Raw genomic sequence first — 25,822 nt, 5'->3', positions numbered from 1 at the left:
AACAGACTTCAACGACGTCCACGCTGTAAAAACGCTACGAAAATAATCACGGCGCCCTGCACTGCCGCGTTGAGATACACGCTGATGATGCTGGTGAGATTCAGTATGTTCGCGATCACCGAGAGCAGGATCGCGCCGATCACCGTTCCGATCACGCGCCCTTCGCCGCCTCTCAACGCGGTCCCGCCTACAACCACGGCCGCGATGGCTTCGAGTTCCCAGAGAAGACCGGTGGTTGGCGTCGCGGAACCCAGGCGCGGCACATACAGCACGGTTGCCACGCCAACGCACAAACCGAGCAGCACATACGTGACAATCTTTACGGTATCCACGCGAATGGCCGCATAACGCGCGACCTGTTCGTTCGATCCGATCGCCTGAACATGGCGGCCGAACACGGTGCGGTTCAGCACGACCGCGCCGCCGGCCGCGACGATCAGGAACACCCATATCGGCACAGGGATGCCGAAGAGACTCGCGTAATACACGGGACCGTAAAGATCGGACAGGGTATTGTCGAGCGTGAGCGCGCCGCCATCCGCAAGCCACGTCAGCACGGCGCGAAAAATCCCGAGTGTCCCAAGCGTTACGATGAATGGCTCGATGCGCCCCTTGGTCACGAGCAGACCATGCGCCAAGCCGAAAATACCCCCTAAAACAAGGGCTAAAACAATGCCGATGGCGATTATCGTCAGCGGTGCGAAGCTATGGCCGCCCACGCCGCGCGCAAGCGTGTTCATGGTCCAGATCATGCTGCCGGCAATCAGCGCGGCCATCGATCCAACCGACAAATCGATACCGCCCGAGATGATCACGAACGTCATGCCCACCGCAATGATGCCAATGAACGACGTTCGCGTGAGCACGTTCATGGCGTTATCGAAGGTGGCGAAATCGGGATTGAGCAGCGTCCCGCCAATACACAGCGCGATCAGTCCAAGTAGCGGTCCGACGCCGTGCAGCCGCCGCGCGAGTGCGCCCAGGCGACTGCGTTTTGATACTTCCACGCCTTCAGTGTGTGCCGGTCGCATGCGCGATCAACCTCTCTTCGGTGAGTTGCCCGGACCCAAGCGTGGCGACGAGCTGGCCGCCGCGCATCACCGCCACGCGATGACACAGGCCAATCAGTTCGATAAGTTCGGAAGATATGACGATCACGGCGCGGCCCTCGGCGGCGAGCGCATGAATCAGGAAATAGATGTCGCGTTTAGCACCCACGTCCACGCCGCGCGTGGGTTCATCGAGCACGACTACACGCGGATCGGGATGCAGGAACTTTGCGAGCGCGAGCTTTTGCTGATTGCCACCCGACAGCATGCGCGCGCGACTCGCGAGATTGCCCGTGCGGATGCCGAAATCCTCCACGGCTTTTTTCAACGCGTCACGTTCGGCTTGACCATCGAGCAAGGGATGTGCGTAGCGCTCGAGCGTCATCATGGTGAGGTTGTCCTTGAGCGCCATGTCCACATGCAGGCCGCGGCCCTTGCGGTCTTCGCTCAAGTAGGTGATGCCGTATTTCATTGCCGCGCGCGGGCTGCGCGGATTGATCGGAGCGCCGTTCAGTTCGATGTTCCCCGCCGTGCGCGCCCGCAAGCCAATGAGTCCTTCGAAGAGTTCCGTGCGCCCCGCGCCTACGAGTCCCGCGAAGCCAAATACCTCTCCCGCACGCACCGCGAAGCTGATGTTTTCGGCCCAGCCAGGGACGAACGCGTGATCGACCTTGAAGGCGACGGGCGCATCCGCTGCAAGCGCGGGTTTGTCGGGAAACATGTCCGATACTTCTCGGCCGACCATCTGGTTCGCCATCTGCTGGCGCGAGGTCTGCGCCGTCAGACTGCGTGTGACGAAGCGGCCGTCGCGCATCACGATCACTTCGTCCGTCACGCGTTCCACTTCGTCGAGCTTGTGCGAGATGTAGACGATCGTCACGCCGTCCTCTTTCAGACGCGCCATCAAGGTAAATAGACGCTGCGTTTCCGCGGGCGTGAGCGTCGCGGTTGGCTCGTCCATGATCAGGAGACGGGTCTCGCGCAGCATGGCCTTCGCAATTTCGACCAGCTGCTTTTCCGCGACGATCAGATCGCGCACGCGCGTGTCAGGGTGCCGATGCAGGCCGACATCAGTCAAGCGTGCGCGGGCTTCATCCCGCATGGCGGGTTCATCGAGGAAAAAACCGCGCCGCTTCTCGTGGCCGAGAAACATGTTCTGCACGATGCTCAAATGATCCGCGAGATTCAGTTCCTGATGGATCAGCACTATGCCGGCGGCTTCGGCATCGCGAGAACTATCGAATGACTGCACGACGCCGTTGATCGATAACGCGCCGGAGCTTGCCTGTTCGTAGCCTGCGAGGATCTTCATGAGCGTCGACTTGCCCGCGCCGTTCTCGCCGAGGAGGCCGTAGACGCGGCCGGGCGCGAGATCGAAGCTGACGCCATGCAGCACGCGCACAGGCCCGAACTGCTTGGCGATATTATCGAAGCCGACTGCGAGGCTCATGTCACGCACTCCTTCGTATCATCAGCTTGTGCGGCAGCAGTACGCCAGGGACTTCCGCATGCGGATCGCGCAGGCGCTTGAGCAGCAGATTCGCCGCAGTTTCGCCAAGCTCGCGCATGGGTTGTGCGACGGTTGTCAACGGCGGATCGATCTGCGCGGCGACGGCGATGTCATCGAAACCCACTACGGCCACCTCGTCCGGCACCCGCAGGCCCGCGCCGCGCAAGCCATTGATAACGCCAATGGCGAGCGTGTCGGACACGGCGAACACGGCCGTCGGACGGTTGTTTTGCAGACATGCGAGCGTATGCGCGGCCGCTTCGCCCGCGGCGTAATCGAGCGTATCGAGATCGATGTGCCACGCCGGATCGGCTTCAATACCCGCTGCGCTCAACGCATCGCGATAACCTTCCGCGCGCTGCCGGCCGTAGAGATAGCCGTGGCCTGAATTGATCAGCGCAATCTTCTTGTGGCCGCGGCCGAGCAGATGACGCACGGCGTCACCGGCTGCCTGGTGGTTATCAATGCCTACGTAGGGGACGCCCGCCGCTGGATCGAATTCGCAGCAGGCGACCCACGGGAGCGCGGACGCTTCTTCGGCGAGGGCCTTTTGTACGGCTGCAGGGTCCAGGCAGATCGCGCCATCAGCGCGGCGCCCGCGCAAGAGGTCGAAGTAGCTTCGCTCACGGCCCGGGTCCGCGCCGGTGTCGCAGAGCAGCATGAAGTAGCCGTTCTGACGCGCGACACTGTCGATGCCGCGCACTATCGCCGAGTAGAACGGATTGCCGAAGTCAGGGACCATGGTGAGCAGCAAGCGGCTTTCAGCAGTGCGCAAGTTGCGCGCAAGTTCGTTGACGCGGTAGCCACTAGCCGCGATCGCAGCGAGGACCTTTTCACGCGTCGGTTCGCGGACGTTGGTGTGGCCGTTGAGAACGCGGGAAACGGTTGCGACCGAAACGCCCGCCGTTTGTGCGACATCGGAGATAGATATTTCATCGGGGATGCGAAACGATTCGGACATGGGTTTTGGTTTTCTCGGTCGTCGGGCGTTTCGTATGCCATTCGATGTAATGGATTACATTATTGGACGCGGGGTGGGGGTTTGCGATAGGGACAAACGCCAAGGGAAGTCGTTGGCACTTGGAGTGAGTGGTTAGTGGGATGGGTTTGCTGCTTTTTGCGCCTGCGCGCGGTCCCTGTGCGTTGTTCCTCTTTAGCACTGTTGGCCACTGTCCGTGGCGGGACTTCATTTCTTTTTCCAACGGCGAAAAAGAAACGAAGCAAAGAAAACGCCTTTCAACCGCCAGTTCTTAAGTGTCCCGAGCGTGCACGTATATCTGCTTGGGACTTCAAAAGAACACTCAGCGCATAACCTCGGACAGTTGAAACCCTCCCCCTCCGTTCACAGATACCCACACGCTTCGCCACCAGTGTGAGTAGCCTCAAACCGGAAAGCGCGGCGCGCACTAACAAAATGTTAGTTAAACGTACTGATTTTGGGGCGCTCTGCTATTTACTTTTCTAAAGTTATCGTGCCGCCCAGCCGGTATCGCTGTTCCGAACGAAGGAAATCGTTTTTCCTTATCGCACAAGGCTCGGTTTCTTGTTGTCGAATTTCCAGTTCGGAATCAGAAACTGCATCGCAACACCATCATCTCGCGCTCCAAGTCCATGTTGCTCATAAAGCGCATTCGCCTTCGCCAGTTCATCCATATCAAGCTCTACGCCCAAACCCGGCTGCTCCGGCACCTTCACCTTTCCACCAATAATCTGTAACGGCCGACGAGTCAGGCGCTGGCCATCCTGCCAGATCCAATGAGTATCAATCGCAGTAGTCCTGCCAGGCGCCGCCGCCGCGACGTGAGTAAACATCGCAAGCGAAATGTCGAAGTGGTTGTTCGAGTGCGATCCCCACGTAAGACCCCATTCATTGCACATCTGCGCCACACGCACGGAACCCTGCATCGTCCAGAAATGCGGGTCGGCCAACGGAATGTCCACCGACTGCAACTGAATGGCATGGCCCATCTGACGCCAGTCCGTAGCAATCATGTTGGTCGCCGTTGGCAAGCCAGTCGCTCGGCGGAATTCCGCCATGACCTCACGCCCCGAATAACCGTTCTCCGCCCCGCACGGATCTTCTGCATAAGCTAGTACATGGTGCTGATCGCGGCAGAGACGGATTGCTTCTGCCAATGACCACGCGCCGTTCGGATCTAGCGTTACGCGCGCCTTCGGGAAACGCTCCGCCAACGCAGTCACGGCTTCAATTTCCGCATCGCCCGAAAGAACACCGCCCTTTAGCTTGAAATCGTTGAAGCCATAATGCGCCTGAGCCGCTTCAGCCAGCCGCACAACAGCTTCAGGCGTCAGCGCTTCTTCCGTACGTAAGCGCTCCCAGTCATCGTTGCCGCCAGCGCCACTCGCGTAAGGCAATTCAGTCTTCCCGCGATCGCCGATGTAAAACAGATAGCCAAGCATCTCGACTTCATCACGTTGCTGGCCTTCACCCAAAAGCGCCGCAACCGGTACGCCCAAGTGCTGGCCCAGCAGGTCAAGAAGCGCAGCCTCGAGCGCCGTGACGGCATGGATGGTCGTGCGCAAGTCAAAGGTCTGCAAACCACGGCCACCTGCATCGCGGTCAGCGAATTGCGTGCGCGCTCCGTTGAGAATCGCCTGCAGATTGCCAATGGATTGGCCAACCACCAGCGGGCGGGCGTCATCGATCGTCCTGCGGATCGCCTCGCCACCCGGCACTTCACCTACACCGGTATTGCCCGCGCTATCGGTCAGGATCACGACATTGCGCGTAAAGAACGGCCCGTGCGCGCCGCTCAGATTCAACAGCATGCTGTCACGGCCAGCAACAGGAACGACGCGCAATCCCGTGACAGTAGGGGTGGCGTTGGGCTTGACTGACGTCATGGGCATGATCTTGGAACTCAGGGAAAATTAATGTATGTTGTCTGACGACACTATACGATTTTTTCCCAGACTTCCTCAACGGTGCGTTTACCCTATCTATGGCAGACCGGCGGCTTGGCGATATCGAACAGGATTTTTGATGGACTGATACAGGGATCTATGAAAACCAAGATGTCTGATGACTAATCGAACCCTTTGCTCGCACAAACCACGCGAGGACTCGAAACCGGCGCATACTACGTCCCCCTCCCCTCCGCGCGGCAATCAAATCCGCGCCGCCTGAATGTCCGGTTACCTGACCAAGCAGCAAAACATCGCCGTCACCGGCGTTGACAATCTCATCATTCGTTCACTGCTCGACCTGCAGCAATTCTCCGACCCTTCGGGCGACGCCGAACGCATCGGCATTTCGTCCGCCATGTGGCCGCTATTCGGCATGCTGTGGCCATCGGGCGCGCATCTCGCGGCGCGGCTCGCGCTGCGGCCCGTGCTCGCCACTGAACGAATCCTCGAGATCGGCTGCGGCCTGGCGCTTGCGAGTCTCGTCGGGCACCGGCGGGGAGCGGATGTCACGGCAAGCGATTGCCATCCGCTGACGTCGGCGTTCCTCGACGAAAACCTGCGCCTGAACGACCTCCCGCCGATGAAATATCTCCACGGCAACTGGTCCGTCCCGGAACTGGAAGGCACGCTCGAAGACACGGCGGGACGCAGCATCGTCAACGGCCGATACGACCTGATCATGGGCAGCGACCTGCTCTATGAACGCGACGCCAACGCTTCACTCGCAGCGTTTATCGGCTTGCACGCGTCGCCCGAAGCCGAGGTCTGGATTGTGGACCCGGACCGCGGCAATCGCGCGGCATTCAATCGCCAAATGGGCGACCGCGGCTTTCAAATGCGCGAAGAACGGCTCGACCGCGTTGCGTTCGACGACACTGCCGCGTACAAAGGGCGTTTGCTGGTTTATCGATTCAACGAAGTCTGAACGAACCGCCGCCGATCAACCGAACGTGAACGCATAAGCCTGCACGCCCGGCTCCAGGAATTCGATGCTGAACGTGCGGTCTTTCACGTCGCCCGGCTGCCGCACGAGCTGATAAAGCCGCTCGTCCGTCACCGTGCCCGTGCCGTCGGCGGCGACATCCGTGCCGTGCGCATCGCCGGGAGCCGCGCCGTCTATCGTCACGCGGAATTTCACGGGCTTGCCGTCCTTGCCCGGTCCCAGCACGAGATGCAAATCCCGCGCGTGGAATCGATACACAATCGTTCCCTTCGATCCCGCCAGCGACGCTTCCTCAGCGCCCACTTTCCACGCGCCGCCCAATCCCCAATCATTCAACGAAAGCGTGGCCGGCGCGGCGTAGGTGTGAACCGCATCATGCGACTCGCCACCGCGCCCGGCGAAATTCTCGGCGCGTTCGTAACCCACGTAGGTCTCCGGCGACCTCATGTCGGCATTGTCGGCGGCTTGCTGCACGCCTTTGGCGTCGGTCGCGCTTGTCGCCGGGCCAACATCCGTATGGCCGGCTTCTTTCAATAGCTGCTGGATCACTTCTTCGGAGTGCGCATAATCGCCTTCGCCAAAGTGGTGGAAGCGGACCTGCCCTTTTGCATCGATAAAATAATGCGCCGGCCAGTACTGGTTGCCAAACGCGCGCCAGATGGCGTAGTCGTTGTCGATAGCCACCGGATAGTCAATACCGAGATCATGCACGGAACGCTTGACGTTATCGACGTTGCGCTCGAACGCAAACTCGGGCGCGTGCACGCCGATCACGACGAGCCCCTTATCGCGGTATTTCTGCGCCCACGCCTTCACGTACGGCAGCGAACGCAGGCAGTTGATGCACGAGTACGTCCAGAAGTCGACAAGCACGACCTTGCCGCGCAAGTCCTGCGCGTCAAGCGGCTTCGAGTTGAGCCATTGAACCGCCCCCGACAGCGGCGGCAACTGGCCTTCCACAGGCAGCGGGACGTCGAACGTGGCGGCTGCGCGCATCATGGCGGGCGGATTTGCGCTCGTGCCTGCTGCGTCGGCGGATTTGTCGGTATCGGCGGATGCTGGTCTGGTTGCCGATGCCGGCGAAAAACGATCGACCAGCTTTTGCTCAAGTCCGCCCGTTGCGACGGTCGAGACACGCGCGAGCACGCCGGTATCGAGTCCCAGCGTTATAGCGACCACGCCAAGCAGCATCGCAGCGCCGATACCGCGGCGAATCCACTCGCCCGCGCCCAGCGACCGCTTCATGGCGGCGAACACGCGGCCGCCGATCAGCAACGCGACCGCAAGCGACGTTGCCGCGCCTGCCGCATAGGCTGCGAGCAGCAAGGTCGTACCGACGCTTGCGCCACGCAACGCCGCGCCGGTCAGGACCAGTCCGAGAATCGGGCCGGCACAGGGCGCCCACAGCAATCCGGTCGCGATGCCAAGCAAGAACGATGACCCTGCGCGGACCTGTTGCCCGTCGGCCTGTGCAAATTCAGTGAGACGGTTGCCCGCGCTCACGAAGGGGCGCATCACGCGCTCGGCGAAGCTTGGCAGCAGCAAGGTCAGGCCGAAGACGCCAAGCAACGCGACCGCAAGCCAGCGGCCGTACTGGTTGGCTTGTGTCACCCAGCCGCCGCCGACCGCCGCGAGCGTTGCCACGGCCGCGAAAGTCAGCGCCATGCCGGCCAGCAACGGCAGGCCACTGCGCACGAAGGGCTGATCCGCCCGCGAGAAGACGAACGGCAAGACAGGCAAGATACACGGGCTCAGGATAGTGAGCGCGCCGCCAAGATAAGCAAGGATGATGAGCAGCATGAGCTGGAGGATCTCGAAGTTCAGGGGTTTTGCGGCAATCAGGCCGCAATCAGGCCGCGCTCGAAGCACTCAGGCAGAACCCGGTTTGAAGTTCATCGCTACGCCGTTCATGCAATAGCGAAGTCCGGTAGGTTTAGGACCGTCCTCGAAGACATGGCCAAGATGGCCGCCACAGCGCTGGCAATGAACTTCCGTCCGCGACACGCCGAACGACAGATCCTCGCGGGTCGCGACCGCATGATCGAGCGGCGCCCAGAAGCTCGGCCAGCCTGTGTGGCTTTCGAACTTCGTGCGTGACGAAAAAACGTCGAGCTGGCATCCCGCACACGAAAACATGCCGCTGCGATGCTCGCCATTCAGCGCGCTGCTGTAAGGCCGCTCCGTGCCCTCGCGCCGCAGCACGTCGTATTGCGCCGATGTAAGCAGGTCGCGCCACTGATCGCTGGTATGCACAACTTCGAAGGATTCGGCTGTATTTCCCGCGTCAGCCGCGCTCGCGCCCAGCACGTTGCGTTGCCTCAGCGTGGCGAACGTAGCAGCGGCCAACACGCTGCCTGCAAATAAAAACCGGCGTCTGGTGGTCATGATGTGCTCCTTAACAAGACTCACTGCCAAGCATTCCCGTCCGGCTATGGACGGATTCGTGTCGATCTGGATACCCGAACGTGCTAACAAACACGCAAACACCTCTGACGCGGGTTTAATCCCTGGCGGAGTGAAAATGTTTTTGTGCATGAAAACCGCATTCAAGCGCTTCTATTAGCTAGTTCGTCGTGAAGGCTTGGCGGGTTACATCACGCTGATCGAATTTATCGATCGTTACGCTATATCTTATGAAATATAGCGTAACGCGTGATCAGGCGAAGTGAAGTGCTTAATGACGGGAAATGAGTGGGGGAAAATGAATTGCGCCCGGAGACGGGCGCAATGAAAGGCATTCGAGAACCCAGGTTTTATACCACTGCTTACTTGACCATGTACCCACGCTCGGTCATGCACTCGCTATACGCGCGCCAGTACTGAACCATCGGCGGTTCGGGCGGAGGCAGCGCAGGCATGGGTGCGTCGGTGGATGAGGAACTCGCACTGGCGACCGCGCGTGCATCGGAGGCGACGCCCGGCCTTGCGGCGGAGGCTGCGGGAGATACAGAAGCGGAGGCCGGCGTGGAAGCCATCGACTTCGCTGTGCCGGAAGCGGCGGAAGCAGGGTAAGCGGCAGAAGCCGCGTAGGCAGCCGACGCCCCAACCGGCCCGGACCCGGGCGACATTGCCGACGGCAACGGCGCCGCCACTGCAACCGGGTGCACCGCGCCGGGCTTCGTGGCCTGCGGTTTTTGAGGCACTTGCGACTGCTTCGCCATGATCACGCCCGTGTGTTGATTGGCGTAGCTGTAGCACATGGCGTTGTCGATACTCATTTGCGCCGGATTTTGGCTGCGCATTGGAAACGCAGGCGGCTGCTGGGCGAGCGCGCTTGCGCTCACGCACAGCATGGCAACACCGGCAGACAGGGGAATTCTCATAGCTATTGCACTCCGAAAACGGGATCGGCTACGCCCGGGCCGAATAGCGGTTGCGGGCGCAATCAAACGAGCTTTCACCATACTGTTGGTGCGCTGGGCTCGTGCGAAAGACTATCGCAATAATCCGCCAAGTCTTCGCGTTTATGTCCATTTTGGAGTGCTGGACCGCTTTTCCACGCATCTTTCTCGACGGTCCATTGCGTGGAAACCCTAGGGGGAAGGAAACTTCGCTCGCGTGAAATCGATGCATTCCTGATCTGGCAGCATACAGCGCGCGTTGAAGTTCGTACCCGTCATGCGGCCAAGCTCACGGCTCCCGATCAATGGGCTGGCGCCAGATAAGCAGGCGTTGCCGACGACAGCGACTGCTTGACGTTGCGGCCAACGCCATCGACGAGAATTTCTTCCTTGCCCTGTTCCAGCCCTTCCAGCACCTGACGCACGACTTCTTGCGGCGTGGTTTTCGGCGCATCGATGCCAGCGGTCATGTCGGTATCGATAAAAGCCGGATGCACGCCGACCACCAGCGTGTTCTGACCGCGCAATTCGGTGCGCAAACCGTTCGTGATCGCCCACGCGGCGGATTTGGACGCGCTGTAAGGCCCCGTTCCATCGATAGTCAGCCAGCTCAGCACGGACAAAATATTCACCACCGCGCCGCCGCCATTGCGCTTCAAAGCCGGCGCAAATGCCTGCGTGACGGCGAGCGGGCCGATTACATTGGTTTCGACAAGAGCGCGCACGGCATCGGCCGCGCCTGCGTCCAGCAGCGAACCGCCGACAATCACGCCTGCATTGTTGATGACGATCTGCACGTCGGTCAGCCGGTCGGCTGCCGCAGCAATGCTCGCTGCGTTGGTCACATCGAGTTGAACCGCTTCCACGCCGGGAATCTTGACGGCGGACTGATCCCGCGCAGTTGCATAGACCTTCGATGCGCCCGCTGCCAGCAGCGACTTCGCGAACTGCTCGCCCAGGCCGCGATTCGCGCCCGTTACAAGAACCACCTTGCCTTTGATTTCCATGTCAAACTCCGTTTGTGTATATGCACTATCTGGATTAAAAAAACACCCGGCGACATGCCGGGCGCGCCTTCATTCCATCGATGTCAGTTCCAGCAGCGACTTCCTCAGTTCGGCGGCGCGTTCTCGGCCAAACTTCTCTTCGAATTCCTTTTGCGCCTCGATCCACCGCAACGAGGCCTCATGAAGCGTTGTCCTGCCGGCATCCGACAGGTTAAGCGCAACCGCGCGCGTGCTCGCGTCTTGCTGTTCAGCCGTGACCAGACCGTCGCGCTGCAAAGGCTTCAACGCGCGAACGAGCGTGGTGCGTTCCATCACCATTGCGTCTGCGAGTTCGGCCATGGTCGTGCCGGGCCGCCGGTGAATTGCCGCGAGCAACGTGAATTGCGCGGCAGTCACGCCCGCCTGCCCGACGTGCCGCTCATACAGTTGCGAGACAAAACGCGCCGCCTGGCGAATGGCAAAACAGTTGCAGTCGAGATAGGTCGGTTCAGATGAAGTCATGTCCACAGGTTAATTTGTGCATATGCACTTTGTCAAGCTGGCACTATTTCAAATGGTGGTTCTGATCTCGGCTAAATCCCCGGATAAACCACCACATCGCCTTCTACCGAAAGCGCCACGCGCTCGCCCACGCGCGGATACGAATGCCCCGCCACGCGAATCTGCAGCACGTGCGAACCCGCGTCGGAACGCAGCATGACGCTGGCATCGTGTCCGTAGAACACGACTTTTTCGACGCTCGCATGGACCTCGCCATCGTCCGTGATACGGATTTGCTCCGGGCGAATCATCACGTCCACCGCGCCTGCGTCGATTGAGCACGCAATGGGCAACGTTCCGAATTGGCAGCGCACATGCGTCGAGTCGCCGGGAATGACCGATCCCGGCACGATCACCGCATCGCCGACAAAACTCGCCAGCTCCCGCGACACCGGCCGCCGATACACCGCTTCCGGCGTGTCCATCTGCACGAGCCGCCCCTGCCATAACACAGCGACCTCGCGCCCGAGCGACAACGCCTCGGACTGATCGTGCGTGACCAGCACGGCGGTTGCGCCGGTCGCGGCAAGCGCGGTTGCCACGGCCTCGCGTGTCTCGATACGCAACGCGGCGTCGAGCGAGGAAAACGGCTCGTCGAGCATCACAAGCGACGGCGACGGCGCCAATGCGCGCGCCAGCGCAACGCGCTGCTGCTGGCCACCCGACAAAGCCTGCGGCGCGCGCTCGCCATACGCGGCGGGCAGACCGACCAGCGCCAACAGCTCGTCCACGCGATACCGCGCCCGCCGCTGCGCACGCGGCAAACCGAAGACGATGTTATCGGCGACCGAAAGATGCGGAAAAAGCGCGCCTTCCTGTGGCACGTAGCCAATGCGGCGCGCTTCGGACGGTACATGCACGCCCGGCCCGGCGACGCGCACGCCATCGATTTCCACCGTGCCGCCATCGGCGCGTTCGAAACCGCACAGCACGCGCAGCAAGGTGGTTTTGCCGCTGCCCGAAGGTCCGAGCAGGGCCAGCAACGTCCCCTTTTCCACCGATAAATCCACGCCGTGGAGCACGGGTTGACCATCGAATGATTTGGTGAGGCTCGTGACGCGGAGTTCGCTCATGGAGTTTTACTAATCTGACGGCGAACCGGCCTGCGAATTGAACTGGACGCCTGCCTTGATGCCGGTGGCACGGCCCGCGACGGCGGATCGTCCGAGCAAGGCGAACAACGTTCCCGACGCCAGCAGCGAGATTCCGACCAGCAACGCGGCATACGGCGCGGCGGCGGCGAACGCGAGCGTGGAGGTATCGATCCAGACTTGCGTGGCGAGCGTGCGCGTGCCAATTGGCGATAACAGCAGCGTGGAGTTGAGTTCGGTGACGACCGAGATGAAGACCATCGTCGCGCCCGCGCCCAGGCCTGGACCGGCGAGCGGCAGCAGCACGCGCCGCACGGTTTCTCGCCAGTTCAGGCCAAGCGAGCGCGCAGTGTCTTCCAGCCGCGGCTGCGCCTGCGTGAACGCGGCGCGCACGCTCACCAGCGCCAGCGGCAAAAACAGGATGGCATACGCCACGACCAGCAAGGTCGCGCTTTGATACAGCGGCCGCAAAGCATGAACCGCCAGCGACACGATTGCCAACGCGACCACGAGGCTTGGCAAGCCTTGCGCGAGGAACACGGTGCGCTCGAACAGGGTTGCGAGACGACTCGGAAAGCGCACGAGCAAAAACGCCAGCGGCACGCACGCGAGCGTGGTGACGATAGCCGCAGCAAACCCGTAACTTAGCGACGCCAACGTCGACTCCAGCAACAATTCCGGAGAGACTTCGGCCGGCGTGATCGCGGCAGCGCCGCTTTGCGTCAGCCAGAATCCAATCATGCCGATAGGCACGCCCAGCGTGACCACGGCCAGCGCGGCGAAACCTGACGCGACAATCCATCGCCCGCGGCCAAGTTCGTAACGCAAGGCCGCGCGGCGAACCCCGCGATCCACCCGTTCATAACGCGCGCCGCCGCGCACGCGCATTTCGAGCGTGAGACAGAGCAGGCACATCGCTATGAGGATGCAGGCGAAAACCGAAGCGCCGCTGCTATCGAAGCTCGTGCGATATTCAGCGTAGATCTGCGTGGTGAAGGTACGAAAGCGCAGCAATGTGAACGCGCCGAATTCCGACAGCACGCCGAGCGCGACAAGCAGCATGCCGCCAAGCAGCGCGGGCCGCAATTGCGGCAGCACCACGCGCAAGAAAACGCCTGCACGTCCGCATCCGAGCGATCGCGCGCTTTCTTCGAGCGCCGGGTCCATGCCGCGCAGTGCCGCAGCAACGGGCAAATAAACCAAAGGAAAATATGCCGTCGATATCACGAGCAGCGCACCCGCAAAGTCCTGCAGATCCAGACTCAACGACACCCACGCATAACTTGTGATAAACGCGGGCATGGCAAGCGGAGCAACAGTGAGCACGGCCCAGATCCGTCTTCCAGGCACGCGCGTTCGTTCTATAAACCATGCCGCCGCCGTGCCAACAATCGCCGAGACCAGCGTCGCGCAAATTGTTATGGATAACGTATTGATCAGCAACTCGCCAACGAGCGGCCTGAAGATCAGTTCAAGCGCGTCGTCCCAGCCAAACGTCACCGCACGATAGACCGTGAACGCAAGCGGCATCAGCACGAGCAACGCGCAGGCTCCCGCCGCAACAAGCAAACCCCGTGGCGCACGTTTGCGGCCAAGGCGCGCGGGCAACGCCGGCATTGCAGCGGCGTTCACGGCATCGCTCATGCGCTTACAGCAAGCCGGCCTGACGCATCAGCTTTGCAGCCTTGCTGTCGTCGCCGAGTTGTTCAATGCTCAGCGACGGCGGGCTCAACTGCTCAAAAGGCTTGAGCATCGGGTCCGGCGCAACGCCTGCATGCAGCGGATATTCATAGGCAATCTTGCCCTTCGCAATCAGTTCCTGCGCCCGCTCGCTGACAAGATAAGCCAGAAACTGCTGCGCGGCCTGCTGGTTCTTGCTCGACTTCAACACCGCCGCGCCCGATACGTTCACGAGCGCGCCCACATCGCCATTGCCAAAGTGATAGATGGCGCTGCGCGTGGCGCTGTCGCCGAGTTGCGTGTGCAGGCGCGCCCAGTAGTAGTTGTTGACCACGCCCGTCGCCACGCCGCCGCGATTCACGGCCGCGACCACACCTTCGTCGTCATCGAAGATCTGCGCGTTTTTCTTCAGGCCCTTGAGCCATTGCAGCGCTTGTTCGTCACCCTTCATGGCGATGACCGCACTCACGACCGGCAGGAAATCGCCGTCGCTCGGCGCAATGCCGACCCGGCCCTTCCACTCGGGCTTGGCAAGATCCATCAGCGACGCCGGCAGTTGCGCCGCATCGACCTTCTTCGTGTTGTAGGCCAGCACGTTCTCACGCGCGAGCACGCCGACCCAGTCGCCCTGCGGCGAGTTGAAGCGTGAAGGGATCACGGCGAGCGTGGACGCATCCGTTTTCGCGAGCAAGCCCTTTTCGTCGAGCAGCACGAGTTCGGGCGAGTTCTCGGTGAAATAGACATCGGCGGGAGAAGCCGATCCTTCGGCAACGAGTTGCGCGGCCATTGCCGGGCCTTCGCCGTTGCGGATCTTCACAGACACGCCGCTTTGGGCCTCGAAGTCCCTGGCAAGCGCCGCCACGACCTGTTCGTGCTGCGCGTTGTACAAGGTCAGCGTGGCGGCGGCCGAACTGAGCGGCAGCGCGGCGGACGCGGACAGCACCGCGAGGCCGCATAGCGCACGCAGTGCGGTCATGGAGCGTGTGGTCTTCATTGCATTCGTTCCTGTTATGTTTTTTGACGTTGAGCGGCGTCGCATTCGAGCGGCATTGCCCGTTGCTGACGACTAGGCTTCAAACAATCCAGCACCAATAAACGATCCCGGCCGCGCGCCTGGCGGGCACGCGAACACGCCGCTGCCTACGTGTGTGGTGAACTGATTCATCATGTCGAACTTCGCGAGCCGGTCGTTGATCGGAATAAAGCCGGTGCGCGGATCGCTCTGGTGCGCGATGAAAATCAGCCCCGCGTCGTACTCGGTTTCCTGACGCCACGGCGGCCAGCGTTCTATATAAAAATCCGTACCGTCGTTGTACGAATACGAGCGGCGCAGGATCTGCGCACCCTTGTTCGTTGCCTGATTCGACAAGCGCACGTGCGAGTTGTCAGGGATCACGGGGTTGCCGTCCTTATCGGCGGCGTCGAGATCGAGCGCGTCGAATTCGTTCTTCTTGCCAATCGGCGCGCCGCTGTATTTCTCCCGGCCCATGACCTGCTCCTGAAACCCGCGCTCCATCTGGTCCCAGTGCTCGATGGTGATGCGGATACGCCGCACGACCGTGTACGTGCCGCCGTTCATCCATGGTGCGTCGGGCGCATTGGCCCAGACGAACTGGTTCATCAACGCGGGCTGCGCCGTCGACGGATTGTTCGTGCCATCCTTGAAACCCATCAGGTTGCGCGGCGTTTGTCCGCGCGGTCCCGAGAGAAAACCGGCCTGCCCCCAACGCATCGCGACCGCGCCGTAACCCATGCGTGCAAGTTGCCGCACCGCGTGGAACGCGACTTGTGCGTCGTTCGCGCAAGCCTGAATAAGAATGTCGCCGCCGGTTTTCTGCGGCAGCAACTGATCCCCGTTGAAGCGCGGCAGATCGACGAGCGCGGCCGGCCGATGCTTTGCAATGCCGTAGCGATCGCGGCCTTCGTGTTCGAACATGCCCGGGCCGAAGCCAAACGTGATTGTCAGGCCAGCCGCGCCGATGCCGAGGATATCGCCGGAATCGGGCGCGGATTTATCGTCGGCGGGCAGCGGTTTTGCCGTCTCGCCGCGCGACATGCGGGCCGCCGCATCGGTCCATTGCTTGAGTAGGTTGATGACGTCGTCGCGCTTGTCGGTCGTGAGATCGAGCGCGGCCACGTAAGTGTGGCTCTGCTGCGGCGTCACGATACCCGCCTGATGCTCGCCAAAAAACGGCTCGACCACGGTCATCGGGTCGATGGGTTGCCTGAACTGCGCCTTGGTCGCCGCGTGTGCGACCGAACCCGCGCCCAATGCCGCGCCCGCTGCAACGCCCGCTTTCAAGAAGCGCCGGCGTGGTGGATCCTGATCGTTTGCCATGATGTCGCCCTGCCTTGTTGCTTGTTACCCGTTGCTCGTTATTTCGCCAGAACCAGCGTGTTCACGTCGTCCTGCACGTAATAGAAACCGTCGCCCTCCGGTGTCAGCGCAATGCCGAACAAGTCACCGTTGCCCGGCGGCGATTGCGCTTTGTCGGTATCGATCCAGCGCGCGTACAGTTGCTTGCCCGTCGACGGATCGATCTCGACCACCTGCCCGTTCAACGCGTTCGTGACGAGCAAATGCCCGTTGGGCGCGGTCACCATGGCGAGCGGACGATGCAGGAAACCATCGGCGGTCAACTGGCGGCCAACGCCTGCGCTGGTATCGCGTGTCATGGGGTCATCTATTTCCGTCACGCGGTTGCCGATTGCGTCCGACGCGTACAACAACTTCTGATCCTGCGACAAGGCCAGTCCTGTCGGCCCGATCAGGAACACGCCTTTATCGGCCTGCGCGCCGAAGCCGCTTGCAATCACCGTTTCCTGCTTGACGACCGGCGCGCGGCCTTCGGGAATATCGAGGTCGAGACGCAGGATGGTCGCCTGCTTGAAGACCGGCGGCGGCGTGCCGTCCGCGCCGCCCACGCCGAAGCCCGCGTTGCTCACGAAGAGCGTGGCGTGGTCGCCGTTGTCGACGACCGCCATGTTGCCCCATGGATCGTTGATGTTAGGACTCACGATGGTCGATGCGACCTTGCCCTGGTTATCCAGCACGATCAGGCAGCCCGCGCCCTTGGTATTGGTCGTGCCGTCGTTGCTCGGCGTGCTGCCAACGATTACCCAGCCCGACTTCAGCATGGTCATTGCGGTGGACAGGCCGATTCCGCCCGGGCAACCCTTCAGGTCGCGCGGCACGGTCGCGAACAAGCTCAGTTCCTTGGTGTCCGGGTGATAGTTGACGATGGTGCTGCCGGTGCCCTGCAGGTTCGCGGCGTTATTGAAGTTGCCGACTAGCACGTCGCCCTGCTTCACGGTCCCGCTCGAGACCGGCGCGACCACGACCGCGTAGGGATTCTGGTCGCCGTTGGACGGCACCGTGTTGATGAGCGTGGTGTTCCTGTGCAGCGTTTCGAGAAATCCGATAGGCGCCGCATGCGCGACAGAGCCTGCAATCGAGCCAACAACCGCGCCCGCAAGCGCGATCGCGCCAATAAGTGTTTTCATGCGAGTGTTCCGGGTGCGTGCATTGAAGTTCATGTTCACGAGTCCCGTCGATCAGAAAGTAATGGTGGTGCGCACGCCGACCACGAAGGTATTGCGCAAGGGCGCGGTGGGGTCGTTCGGATTCTGGCCCGCGCCTGCATTGAAGGTGTATTGCAGGTCGCCCTGCAGAACCCACCACGGCGTGACCTGATACTGATAGGTGGCTTCGAGCGCCGTTTCGCTGGTGCGCACACCGTAGGGGCCGCCGCTGAAAGCCGCGCTCTGCGCGTCGAGGTCATGCACGTGATTGCCGACCTTGATATACGCGAGGCCAATGCCGACGCTGTCGTAATCACGGCCCTTGAACGGCGCTTTCGTCACGATGCCCGCGTTCGCGGAAAGACTCACGAGATTGCGGTCGCCGGGCGCGCCCATCACGCGCGCGAACACGCCAATGCTGCGTGGTTCGTCGGGGTCCGGACGCCAGATCATCTGGTCGGCGACGGCATAGAAGCTGTAGTTGCCTCGATGCGATTGCGCCGTCCCGCTGCTGGCTGGATCGGCGAGCGAGAGGCCGGTGTTGTCGATACCCTGATCGTCGAAACGTTCGTTGTTGTACCAGACGCCAATCTTGTACGTGCCCGGCAAACCGCTTTGCGGCACGCCGACCATTTCGCCATCGGACGGCTGGTTGATTGCATATTGCAATTCGCCTATGTACAGCGCGCCGTTATGCAGGTTGAAATTCGTGCCGCTGAGATTGTTCGGGTTGTTGCCGAGCGGATCGCCGTCGAACACGCCGGCCAGCGCAGTCAGGGACGGCGTGATCTGTCCGCGCACCCGCACGCCGAGCGCGGACAGCGGATACGCGGGACCGCCCGAAGGCATGTCGTAGGACGGCAAGCCGGGCCAGCCGAACATGGTGTTCACGAAGGTAGCTGCGTACGAACTGACCATGAATTCCTGGTCGATGCTCTGCTGCCCGATCTTCACGTCCACGCGCTTGTTCAAGAACGACTGCTGATACCAGAGTTCCCAGAGACGCGTGGTGTCCTGCGCTTCAATGCCGCTCGCCGTGTTGAGCGTTCCCAGGTTGTACTGGCTCAGGTTGCGGCCATGAATCTGCAGCGCGCTCGCGTTGAACGTGCCGCCTTCCCAGCCGATGGCCTTTTGGGTATCGAGGCCGAGCGTGACCGTGGTCAGGCCATCGTAGGTGCCTCCGGTCTTGAGCCCGCCGCGCACGTTCGCCAGGTATTCCGACGTTTCGGTCGCCTGCAGCGACACGCCGTATTTACCCAGAAACGAGCGGATGCCGCCCATGTCGCCAAGCAAGGTCGAACGGGTCCACACGCCCGTCCACTGCCCGGCCGGCTGCGCCTGGATGTTCAGGTCGGCCTCGGGCGCGTCCGTGGGCGTGGCATCCGGATTGACGGGCGCGCCAGCCGCCATTGCCGCCGATGAAGCCAGTGCAAGCCATGCGCCCAACAAGGCGCGCCGCAAAGGCGCGGGGCATCTGGAGGCCAAGCGCAGTGGCGCGTTGTAATCGCGCGTGTCGGGTTGGACGGGTTGCATCGGAATCCTCTTGCTTGTTGCGGACGCCGTTGCGACTCTTGACGGGCGCGGGCGCCGCATTGATTGTTCTCAGCCATACGGCGCCGGCGAGCAAATCGTATCGACCCCGCATGCTGTCGTCAACATAAACGAGAACGATTCTCATTGTAATTACATGCGGTCGATATGCACATTACAGAATCCGTTCTTCTCAAAATCCATGGCGGATGGGGTGAAATAAATCCGTAATGCTTTAGATAGATACGACGATTTTGCGCGGCGTTACGGATTCTTCAGCAACGCCACCACGTTGTGCCGCAATCTTCAATCATCGGCCAACCGCGCGCGTGTTCGCATTGACGTTGCGCAAGATCCCATCAACGCGGACGGGCATTTCATCCCAAACGTGACTTTCAGGCGGCCGAGCCATGCTGTGCCGAAATGCGCATCCCCAATGCGACGAACTGCCAAGACGCCGCTAATTTGGTTTCCTAAATTGCTGTTGGCGGCGATCCAGGCGGCCCGGAGGAACGCTCCGCTGGATCCGCCGTGATTGCACGGGGAAATCCGCCTTGTTGGCGTATATCGGCCATGTTTCAGTCGTGGTACTGAAAACGTTTCCCGTGTTTTCCGCCAATCCGCACGGAGCCTGTAAGCAACAACGAAAAGAACTGCTCGCTCGACCTGTCCAACCCGAAGGAGAAGAAAAATGCATCTTCGAACAAGCCTCAAACCGCTTGCCTGGATCATCGCGTGTGCTGCCGCCGTCGGCGCGTTGCCGCTGTCCGCGGCCGCTGACACCATCGATGTGAAAGTCGGTTTCGCCGCGCCGCTGACGGGAGCGAATGCGGGTTACGGAAAAGACCTGCAGAACGGCGTGCAGCTTGCACTCGATGAAGCCAATGCCAGGAAAATCCAGATTGGCGGCAAGACGGCCAACTTCACGATCCAGGCGGAAGACGATCAAGCCGATCCGCGCGTGGGCGTGCAAGCAGCGCAAAAACTCGTGGATGGCGGTGTCGCGGTGGTGGTTGGCCACTTCAATTCGGGCACCACGATTCCAGCGTCGCAGGTCTATCAGAACGCGGGCATTCCGGTGATCGATCCGGCAGCGACCAATCCGAGCATCACCGAGCGCGGTTTCGAAAATGTCTTCACCGTGATTTCCAGCGACGCCCAGAACGCCGGCAACGCGGGCACGTACGCGGTGAAGGTCACGAAGGCGAAGAAGATTGCGATCATCGATGACCGCACGGCTTTCGGCCAGGGCGAAGCCGACGAGTTCGAAAAGGCGGTGAAAGCGGCAGGCGGCTCGATCGTCGCGCGTCAGTACAGCGACAACCAGACCGTCGATTTCTCGGCGCAGCTAACGGCGCTCAAGGGCGCGGGCGCGGACCTGATCTTCTTCGGCGGCCTTGACCGGCAAGCCGCCGCCGTGGCCAAACGGATGAAGCAACTGGGCGTCAACGCGCAACTCGTAGGCGGCGGCGGCGTGATGGACGCCGACTTCCTGAAGCTCGCGGGCGACACGGCGGAAGGCGTGATGGCGTGGGAATACGGCAGTCCGCTTGAGAAGATGCCGCAGGGCAAGGCCTTCGCCGACAAGTTCCAGAAACGCTTTGGCGTCGCGATTCTTTCGTATGCGCCGTTTGGCTACGACGCGGCGTGGGCGGCGGTCAACGCCATGCAAAAGGCGGGTTCCATCGATCCGAAGGTGTATCGGCCGGTATTGAAGACCATCTCGTTTCCCGGAATTACCGGGACCATCGCCTTCGATGACAAGGGAGCCTTGAAGAACGCATCGTCGACGATGTACCAGGTCAAGAGCGGCGCCTGGGTGCCGATTGTCACGAAGAGCGGGACGTAAGAGGAAAACAACGGGCGCGGCGGCGAGGTATTCCAGCGAGCTATCTAAGCCTGTTCCAGATACCTCGAAAGCCCCGCCCGCGTCCGCGCGGCCTCGCCTTCCATCCAGTCGGCAAACTCGCTCAATACTTTCGAAGGCGCCGGCCGTTCCGGATAGATCAGGTAATACGAAGCGCCGCTCGGCACACAAAGCGAAAACGGCGTCACGATCCTGTGCGCCGCCAGATCTTCTTCGATCAGGGACAAATCGCCTATCGTCACGCCTAAACCCTGCATGGCCGAAGAAATTGCGAGATCCAGCGTATCGAAGTGCTGCGCTTTCGCGGACGGCAATCCGCGATATCCATAGGCCGCAAGCCATCTCAACCAGTCCCGCCGGTCGCGCGTGGGATGCAGCAAGGTCTGGTCGGCAAGATCGTCGGGCGTGATGTCGCGGGCCGAATCCGCAAGCAAGCCCGGCGCGCAAACCGGTGTCAGGACTTCATCGAAGAGATGGTGAACACTCACGCCTTTTAGCGATGGCTGGCCGAACACAACGGCGGCGTCGAATTGCTCGGCATTGAATTCGACGCCGTGCGACACCGCCGCCGTCACCTCGATCACGAGTTCCGGCCGCTCGTTTTGCAGGCGAATCACGCGCGGCAAGATCCAGCGCATGGCGCACGTCGGACATTTCACGCGCAAGGTGCCGGACTGCGCGTCGCTGCGCTCGAGCGCCTCGGCGATCTGCGCGAGCGCCTGCTGTACGGGCGCGAGCAGCATGGCGCCATTGGGCGTGAGCGCCAGCCCGCGCGGCTGACGCACGAACAGCGCATAACCCAGATGCGCTTCCAGTCCGGATATCTGCCGGCTGACAGCGCCTTGCGTGACGTTGAGCAACTCGGCGGCGCGGGTAAAGTTAAGGCGCTGCGCGACCACGGCGAAGGTCTTGAGCACATCAAGTGAAGGCAGCGGTTTCATCGGGTAACCTCGTTAGCCATGAGCGGCGTTCATGGCTAGTATGACAAACTTTCGATTGTCGGCGGTTAATGGCTGCGGTCGAATGACCTTCGATTACCCGAATTCAGTCTTGTGGAGACTCTTGTTGTGAAAAGTGCCTGGACCCCCGCGTCGAAGCTGCCGGATGTCGGCACGACTATTTTTACCGTGATCGGCCAGCTTGCCGAGGAACATCACGCGCTCAATCTCTCGCAAGGCGCGCCGAACTTCGCGCCCGACCCGAAACTCGTGGAAAGCGCCGCCCGAGCCATGCGCGCAGGGCATAACCAGTACGCGCCCATGTCGGGGGTCCACGCGCTGCGGGAAGCGCTGGCGCTAAAAACCCAAAAGCTCTACGGCGCGACCTACGACCCGGTGAGCGAGATCACGGTGGTCGCGAGCGCGAGCGAGGGTTTGTACGCGACCATCAGCGCGCTCGTCCATCCCGGCGACGAGGTGATCTACTTCGAACCGTCCTTCGACAGCTACGGCCCGATCGTCCAGTTGCAAGGCGCAACGCCGATCGCCATCAAGCTTTCGCCGGTGGATTTTCACATCGACTGGGACGAGGTTCAGGCCGCCGTCACGCCCCGCACGCGCATGATCATCGTGAATTCGCCGCACAATCCTTCGGGCAGCGCGTTCACGCGCGGCGATATCGACCGGCTCACGGCGCTCACACGCGATTCGAAGATCATCGTTTTGTCGGACGAAGTGTACGAGCACGTGGTCTTCGACGGCGCCCTGCATCACAGCATGGCGCGGTATCCGGCGCTGGCCGAGCGCAGCGTGATCGTGTCCTCGTTTGGCAAGTCGTATCACGTGACCGGCTGGCGTGTCGGCTTCACGCTCGCGCCAGCCGAGTTGACCAACGAGATCCGCAAGGTCCATCAGTTCATGACATTCTCCGCCGATACCCCCATGCAGATCGCATTCGCCGAAGCGCTCGGCGACGAGTCGAGCTATCTCGGCCTCGGCGCGTTCTATCAGGACAAGCGCGACCTGCTGGCCGCGGCGCTCGCCGGTTCGCGCTTCGAACTGCTGCCAAGCGCGGGCAGCTTCTTCATGCTGGCGCGCTTCGGCGCATTTTCGGGCGAAAGCGACAGCGATTTCGTGCTGCGGCTGATCCGTGAAACGCGGGTCGCTACAATCCCGCTGTCCGCGTTCTACACCGACGGCACCGACAACCGCATCATTCGCCTGAGCTTTGCGAAGGACGACGACACATTGCGCGAAGGTGCGCGCCGCCTGTGCGCGGTTTGAACCAACCGATATTCACCATGAGACACGAGATCCGCTCCATGAAAAAACCGTTCCACGCATTGACCGCCGCCGTGCTGCTGGCCGCATCGTTGTGCACGGCGACCGCCGCTTTCGCCGCCGACTCCGACACGCTGCGCTACGGTATCGAAGCGCAGTATCCGCCGTTTGAATCGAAGTCGGCATCGGGCGAATTGCAGGGCCTTGACATCGATATCGGCAACGCGGTTTGCGCCACGGCCAAAATGAAATGCGCGTGGGTCGAGACCTCGTTCGACGGCCTGATTCCCGCGCTGCAGGGCCGCAAGTTCGACGCGATCAACTCCGCGATGAACGCCACCGACCAGCGCCGCCAGGCTATCGACTTCACGAACGTCGTGTATCACGTGCCGACGCAACTGATCGCCAAAACCAGCAGCGGGCTCGCGCCTACGGCGACGTCGCTCAAGGGCAAGAACGTCGGCGTGCTGGCGGGTTCGGTGCAGGAGACTTTTGCAAAGGCGCACTGGGCCAACGCGGGCGTGAACGTGGTGGCGTATCAGGATCAGAACCAGGCTTATACCGACCTGAAAGCGGGACGTCTGGACGGCACGCTCGTGATGTCGGCGGCGGGACAATCGGGCTTTTTGTCGAAGCCCGATGGCGCGGGTTACGCGTTTGCCGGCGGTCCGGTCCACGATGACAAGATCCTCGGCAGCGGCATTGCATTCGGTATCCGCAAGGGTGACAACGCGCTGAAACAACGCCTGAACACAGCGATTGCCAAGCTTCAGGCGGACGGAACGATTGCCGGATTCGCAAAGAAACATCTCGGCGATATCGACGTGTCGGTTAAATGAAAGCGTTTCAGATTCGGATGAAGGCGAGTGCGGTCAGCGCGGAATTTTGAACGCTGGCACACTGTGAACTTTTGTTGCCACGACAGTCATTGTCGCGGCAGACATTATCTTCACTTCAATCGGCCGCTGAATTAACTACGCGGCCGGTTCATCCGGATCTTTCATGAGCACCGCGCCCGCCGCACCTGCCGCGCCAACGCCGCCCGCGCCCCTCAAAGGCGGGCAACTCGTTCTCGCGACCGTCGCCGTGGCGCTCGCCACGTTCATGAACGTGCTCGATTCATCGATTGCGAACGTCGCCATTCCGACCATTTCCGGCAATCTCGGCGTATCCGTCGACGAAGGCACGTGGGTCGTCACCGTGTTCGCCGCGGCCAACGCCGTGTCCATTCCGCTGACCGGCTGGCTGACGCAGCGGATCGGGCAGATCAAGTTGTTCGTTGGCGCGATTCTTTTGTTCGTGATTTCTTCGTGGCTGTGCGGCCTCGCGCCCACCTTGCCTGTGCTGCTCGCGGCGCGCGTGTTGCAAGGGGCGGTTGCCGGGCCGTTGATCCCGCTTTCACAAGCCATTTTGCTCGGTTCCTATCCGAAGGAGAAAGCGTCGATGGCGCTTTCCTTATGGGCGATGACCGCGGTCGTCGGGCCGATTGCGGGTCCGGCCCTGGGCGGCTGGATCACCGACAGCTATTCGTGGTCGTGGATCTTCTACATCAACATTCCGGTCGGATTATTCGCCGCGAGCGTGACGTGGTTCATCTACCGGAAACGGGAATCGGCTACACGCAAGGCGCCAATCGATACGGTCGGACTCATGTTGCTGATTGCGTGGGTGGCGTCGCTGCAGATCATGCTCGACAAAGGCCGCGACCTCGACTGGTTTTCGTCGCCGCTGATCGTGTGGCTCGGTATTATCGCGTTGATTGCCTTTGCGTTCTTCGTGGTCTGGGAACTGACCGAAAAGAATCCCGTGGTGGATTTGCGCCTGTTCGCGGGACGCAATTTCTTTGGCGGCACCGTCGCCATTTCCGTGGCGTATGGCGTGTTCTTCGGGAACCTCGTGCTGTTGCCGCAATGGATGCAGCAATACCTCAATTACCGTTCCGTCGATGCCGGCCTCGTGACCGCGCCGCTTGGCATCTTCGCGGTAATTCTCGCGCCGGTGATGGGCAAGGTATTGCCGCGCACGGACGCTCGCGTAGTCGCGACCCTGGCGTTTGTCGGCTTCGCGATCGTGTTCTACATGCGCTCGAAATACGTGATCGAAATCGATACATGGCATCTGGTCCTGCCCACGCTTTTGCAGGGCATTCCCATGGCGCTGTTCTTCGTGCCGCTGACGTCGATCATCCTGTCGGGATTGCCGCCCGCGAAGATTCCGGCGGCGGCGGGTCTGTCGAATTTCGCCCGGGTCTTTTGCGGCGCCGTGGGCACGTCGCTCTGCGGCAACGCGTGGACCGACCGGATTGCGCTTCATCATGAACGGCTGACGGAACAGGCGAACGCCAACAATCCGGCCTTCATGGCGTCGCTGCAGGCTTCGCAGAGTACCTTGCACGTCAACGAAGCCCAGGCGCGCGGCTTATTCGATTTCACCGTGAGCACGCAAGCCGCGATGATGGGACTCAACGATATTTTCTTCGCGTCCGCCGTGATCTTCATCCTGATCATTCCACTGATCTGGATCACCAAGCGCGCGAAAGGCGGCGGCGGCGGCGCGGCGGCGGGCGCGCATTGAGGTAGTTGGGCGCGGCGCGCA

General features: G+C 61.4%; 21 protein-coding genes. 5 read left to right on the top strand and 16 right to left on the bottom strand.

Features of this window, described 5'->3' with window-relative positions; translation table 11 throughout:
- Positions 1-8: 8 nt before the first annotated feature.
- From AWB64_RS07670 to gudD, 4 genes are all read right to left on the bottom strand, one after another.
- A complete protein-coding gene (locus AWB64_RS07670) occupies positions 9-1,031 on the bottom strand; it encodes an ABC transporter permease (protein WP_060818098.1) in 1,023 nt (340 codons plus the stop codon).
- On the bottom strand, positions 1,012-2,499 hold the full coding sequence (locus tag AWB64_RS07665) for a sugar ABC transporter ATP-binding protein (RefSeq protein ID WP_060818097.1): 1,488 nt from the start codon (positions 2,497-2,499) through the stop codon (positions 1,012-1,014). Before AWB64_RS07665 ends, AWB64_RS07670 begins: the two co-directional genes overlap by 20 nt.
- Position 2,500: 1 nt before the next feature.
- Positions 2,501-3,520: a LacI family DNA-binding transcriptional regulator gene (locus AWB64_RS07660; protein ID WP_060818096.1), complete on the bottom strand. Its 1,020-nt coding sequence runs from the start codon at positions 3,518-3,520 to the stop codon at positions 2,501-2,503.
- Positions 3,521-4,080: 560 nt separating this feature from the next.
- Positions 4,081-5,430 (bottom strand): glucarate dehydratase, encoded by a 1,350-nt coding sequence (gene gudD / locus AWB64_RS07655; RefSeq protein WP_208603250.1) that lies wholly within the window; start codon positions 5,428-5,430, stop codon positions 4,081-4,083.
- Between the two features lie 277 nt (positions 5,431-5,707).
- Here gudD and AWB64_RS07650 point away from each other — a divergent pair, with 277 nt between their 5' ends.
- Positions 5,708-6,412, top strand: a complete 705-nt coding sequence (locus tag AWB64_RS07650) for a class I SAM-dependent methyltransferase (RefSeq protein WP_060818095.1) — start codon at positions 5,708-5,710, stop codon at positions 6,410-6,412.
- A gap of 15 nt (positions 6,413-6,427) precedes the next feature.
- On the opposite strand, the gene AWB64_RS07645 is transcribed toward AWB64_RS07650, so the two are convergent.
- The 11 genes from AWB64_RS07645 to AWB64_RS07595 all read right to left on the bottom strand — a co-directional run bounded on the left by AWB64_RS07645 (position 6,428) and on the right by AWB64_RS07595 (position 19,144).
- Positions 6,428-8,230 carry a cytochrome c biogenesis protein DipZ gene (locus tag AWB64_RS07645; protein WP_060818403.1) on the bottom strand — a complete coding sequence of 601 codons (1,803 nt, stop codon included), beginning with the start codon at positions 8,228-8,230 and terminating at the stop codon, positions 6,428-6,430.
- A 69-nt stretch (positions 8,231-8,299) separates the two neighbouring features.
- Positions 8,300-8,815 (bottom strand): peptide-methionine (R)-S-oxide reductase MsrB, encoded by a 516-nt coding sequence (gene msrB, locus AWB64_RS07640; RefSeq protein ID WP_060818094.1) that lies wholly within the window; start codon positions 8,813-8,815, stop codon positions 8,300-8,302.
- 380 nt (positions 8,816-9,195) lie between these two features.
- Positions 9,196-9,753, bottom strand: coding sequence for a hypothetical protein (locus AWB64_RS07635; RefSeq protein ID WP_063493170.1), 558 nt, complete (start codon positions 9,751-9,753; stop codon positions 9,196-9,198).
- Positions 9,754-10,073: 320 nt separating this feature from the next.
- Positions 10,074-10,778, bottom strand: a complete 705-nt coding sequence (locus AWB64_RS07630) for an SDR family oxidoreductase (protein WP_060818092.1) — start codon at positions 10,776-10,778, stop codon at positions 10,074-10,076.
- 69 nt (positions 10,779-10,847) lie between these two features.
- Positions 10,848-11,279: a MarR family winged helix-turn-helix transcriptional regulator gene (locus AWB64_RS07625; RefSeq protein WP_060818091.1), complete on the bottom strand. Its 432-nt coding sequence runs from the start codon at positions 11,277-11,279 to the stop codon at positions 10,848-10,850.
- A gap of 71 nt (positions 11,280-11,350) precedes the next feature.
- Entirely contained in the window at positions 11,351-12,391 is a 1,041-nt protein-coding gene (locus AWB64_RS07620) for an ABC transporter ATP-binding protein (RefSeq protein WP_060818090.1), read from the bottom strand.
- A 9-nt stretch (positions 12,392-12,400) separates the two neighbouring features.
- Positions 12,401-14,053 (bottom strand): ABC transporter permease, encoded by a 1,653-nt coding sequence (locus AWB64_RS07615; RefSeq protein ID WP_060818089.1) that lies wholly within the window; start codon positions 14,051-14,053, stop codon positions 12,401-12,403.
- Positions 14,054-14,057: 4 nt separating this feature from the next.
- Positions 14,058-15,083 (bottom strand): iron ABC transporter substrate-binding protein, encoded by a 1,026-nt coding sequence (locus AWB64_RS07610; protein ID WP_060818088.1) that lies wholly within the window; start codon positions 15,081-15,083, stop codon positions 14,058-14,060.
- 72 nt (positions 15,084-15,155) lie between these two features.
- A complete protein-coding gene (gene efeB, locus AWB64_RS07605) occupies positions 15,156-16,427 on the bottom strand; it encodes an iron uptake transporter deferrochelatase/peroxidase subunit (RefSeq protein ID WP_060818087.1) in 1,272 nt (423 codons plus the stop codon).
- A 38-nt stretch (positions 16,428-16,465) separates the two neighbouring features.
- Positions 16,466-17,593, bottom strand: coding sequence for an NHL repeat-containing protein (locus tag AWB64_RS07600; RefSeq protein ID WP_060818086.1), 1,128 nt, complete (start codon positions 17,591-17,593; stop codon positions 16,466-16,468).
- Positions 17,594-17,644: 51 nt separating this feature from the next.
- Positions 17,645-19,144 (bottom strand): carbohydrate porin, encoded by a 1,500-nt coding sequence (locus AWB64_RS07595; RefSeq protein WP_060818085.1) that lies wholly within the window; start codon positions 19,142-19,144, stop codon positions 17,645-17,647.
- A gap of 688 nt (positions 19,145-19,832) precedes the next feature.
- Between AWB64_RS07595 and AWB64_RS07590 the strand changes: the two genes are divergently transcribed.
- On the top strand, positions 19,833-20,990 hold the full coding sequence (locus tag AWB64_RS07590) for a branched-chain amino acid ABC transporter substrate-binding protein (protein ID WP_060818084.1): 1,158 nt from the start codon (positions 19,833-19,835) through the stop codon (positions 20,988-20,990).
- Positions 20,991-21,034: 44 nt separating this feature from the next.
- Here AWB64_RS07590 and AWB64_RS07585 read toward each other — a convergent pair whose 3' ends face one another.
- Positions 21,035-21,949, bottom strand: coding sequence for a LysR substrate-binding domain-containing protein (locus AWB64_RS07585; RefSeq protein WP_060818083.1), 915 nt, complete (start codon positions 21,947-21,949; stop codon positions 21,035-21,037).
- A 126-nt stretch (positions 21,950-22,075) separates the two neighbouring features.
- On the opposite strand from AWB64_RS07585, the gene AWB64_RS07580 reads away from it, so the two are divergent.
- The 3 genes from AWB64_RS07580 to AWB64_RS07570 all read left to right on the top strand — a co-directional run bounded on the left by AWB64_RS07580 (position 22,076) and on the right by AWB64_RS07570 (position 25,801).
- Positions 22,076-23,230: a methionine aminotransferase gene (locus AWB64_RS07580; protein ID WP_060818082.1), complete on the top strand. Its 1,155-nt coding sequence runs from the start codon at positions 22,076-22,078 to the stop codon at positions 23,228-23,230.
- A 38-nt stretch (positions 23,231-23,268) separates the two neighbouring features.
- Complete coding sequence (locus tag AWB64_RS07575) at positions 23,269-24,066, top strand: transporter substrate-binding domain-containing protein (protein ID WP_060818081.1); 798 nt, start codon at positions 23,269-23,271, stop codon at positions 24,064-24,066.
- Between the two features lie 163 nt (positions 24,067-24,229).
- The gene (locus AWB64_RS07570) at positions 24,230-25,801 is read left to right on the top strand and encodes a DHA2 family efflux MFS transporter permease subunit (RefSeq protein ID WP_060818080.1); all 1,572 of its coding nucleotides are present in this window, start codon (positions 24,230-24,232) and stop codon (positions 25,799-25,801) included.
- The last annotated feature ends 21 nt before the right edge of the window (positions 25,802-25,822 follow it).

It is taken from the genome of Caballeronia sordidicola, from assembly GCF_001544455.2.
GTDB classification, from domain to species: domain Bacteria; phylum Pseudomonadota; class Gammaproteobacteria; order Burkholderiales; family Burkholderiaceae; genus Caballeronia; species Caballeronia sordidicola.
The sequence above is the reverse complement of the archived record's forward strand: the minus strand, read 5'-3'. Positions and strand labels throughout refer to the sequence as shown.

Coding starts and splice junctions, on each gene's coding strand:
- AWB64_RS07670 (WP_060818098.1), bottom strand. CDS start 1,031: ATGCGACCGGCACACACTGAAGGCGTGGAAGTATCAAAACGCAGTCGC.
- AWB64_RS07665 (WP_060818097.1), bottom strand. CDS start 2,499: ATGAGCCTCGCAGTCGGCTTCGATAATATCGCCAAGCAGTTCGGGCCT.
- AWB64_RS07660 (WP_060818096.1), bottom strand. CDS start 3,520: ATGTCCGAATCGTTTCGCATCCCCGATGAAATATCTATCTCCGATGTC.
- gudD (WP_208603250.1), bottom strand. CDS start 5,430: ATGCCCATGACGTCAGTCAAGCCCAACGCCACCCCTACTGTCACGGGA.
- AWB64_RS07650 (WP_060818095.1), top strand. CDS start 5,708: ATGTCCGGTTACCTGACCAAGCAGCAAAACATCGCCGTCACCGGCGTT.
- AWB64_RS07645 (WP_060818403.1), bottom strand. CDS start 8,230: ATGCTGCTCATCATCCTTGCTTATCTTGGCGGCGCGCTCACTATCCTG.
- msrB (WP_060818094.1), bottom strand. CDS start 8,815: ATGACCACCAGACGCCGGTTTTTATTTGCAGGCAGCGTGTTGGCCGCT.
- AWB64_RS07635 (WP_063493170.1), bottom strand. CDS start 9,753: ATGAGAATTCCCCTGTCTGCCGGTGTTGCCATGCTGTGCGTGAGCGCA.
- AWB64_RS07630 (WP_060818092.1), bottom strand. CDS start 10,778: ATGGAAATCAAAGGCAAGGTGGTTCTTGTAACGGGCGCGAATCGCGGC.
- AWB64_RS07625 (WP_060818091.1), bottom strand. CDS start 11,279: ATGACTTCATCTGAACCGACCTATCTCGACTGCAACTGTTTTGCCATT.
- AWB64_RS07620 (WP_060818090.1), bottom strand. CDS start 12,391: ATGAGCGAACTCCGCGTCACGAGCCTCACCAAATCATTCGATGGTCAA.
- AWB64_RS07615 (WP_060818089.1), bottom strand. CDS start 14,053: ATGAGCGATGCCGTGAACGCCGCTGCAATGCCGGCGTTGCCCGCGCGC.
- AWB64_RS07610 (WP_060818088.1), bottom strand. CDS start 15,083: ATGAAGACCACACGCTCCATGACCGCACTGCGTGCGCTATGCGGCCTC.
- efeB (WP_060818087.1), bottom strand. CDS start 16,427: ATGGCAAACGATCAGGATCCACCACGCCGGCGCTTCTTGAAAGCGGGC.
- AWB64_RS07600 (WP_060818086.1), bottom strand. CDS start 17,593: ATGAAAACACTTATTGGCGCGATCGCGCTTGCGGGCGCGGTTGTTGGC.
- AWB64_RS07595 (WP_060818085.1), bottom strand. CDS start 19,144: ATGCAACCCGTCCAACCCGACACGCGCGATTACAACGCGCCACTGCGC.
- AWB64_RS07590 (WP_060818084.1), top strand. CDS start 19,833: ATGCATCTTCGAACAAGCCTCAAACCGCTTGCCTGGATCATCGCGTGT.
- AWB64_RS07585 (WP_060818083.1), bottom strand. CDS start 21,949: ATGAAACCGCTGCCTTCACTTGATGTGCTCAAGACCTTCGCCGTGGTC.
- AWB64_RS07575 (WP_060818081.1), top strand. CDS start 23,269: ATGAAAAAACCGTTCCACGCATTGACCGCCGCCGTGCTGCTGGCCGCA.
- AWB64_RS07570 (WP_060818080.1), top strand. CDS start 24,230: ATGAGCACCGCGCCCGCCGCACCTGCCGCGCCAACGCCGCCCGCGCCC.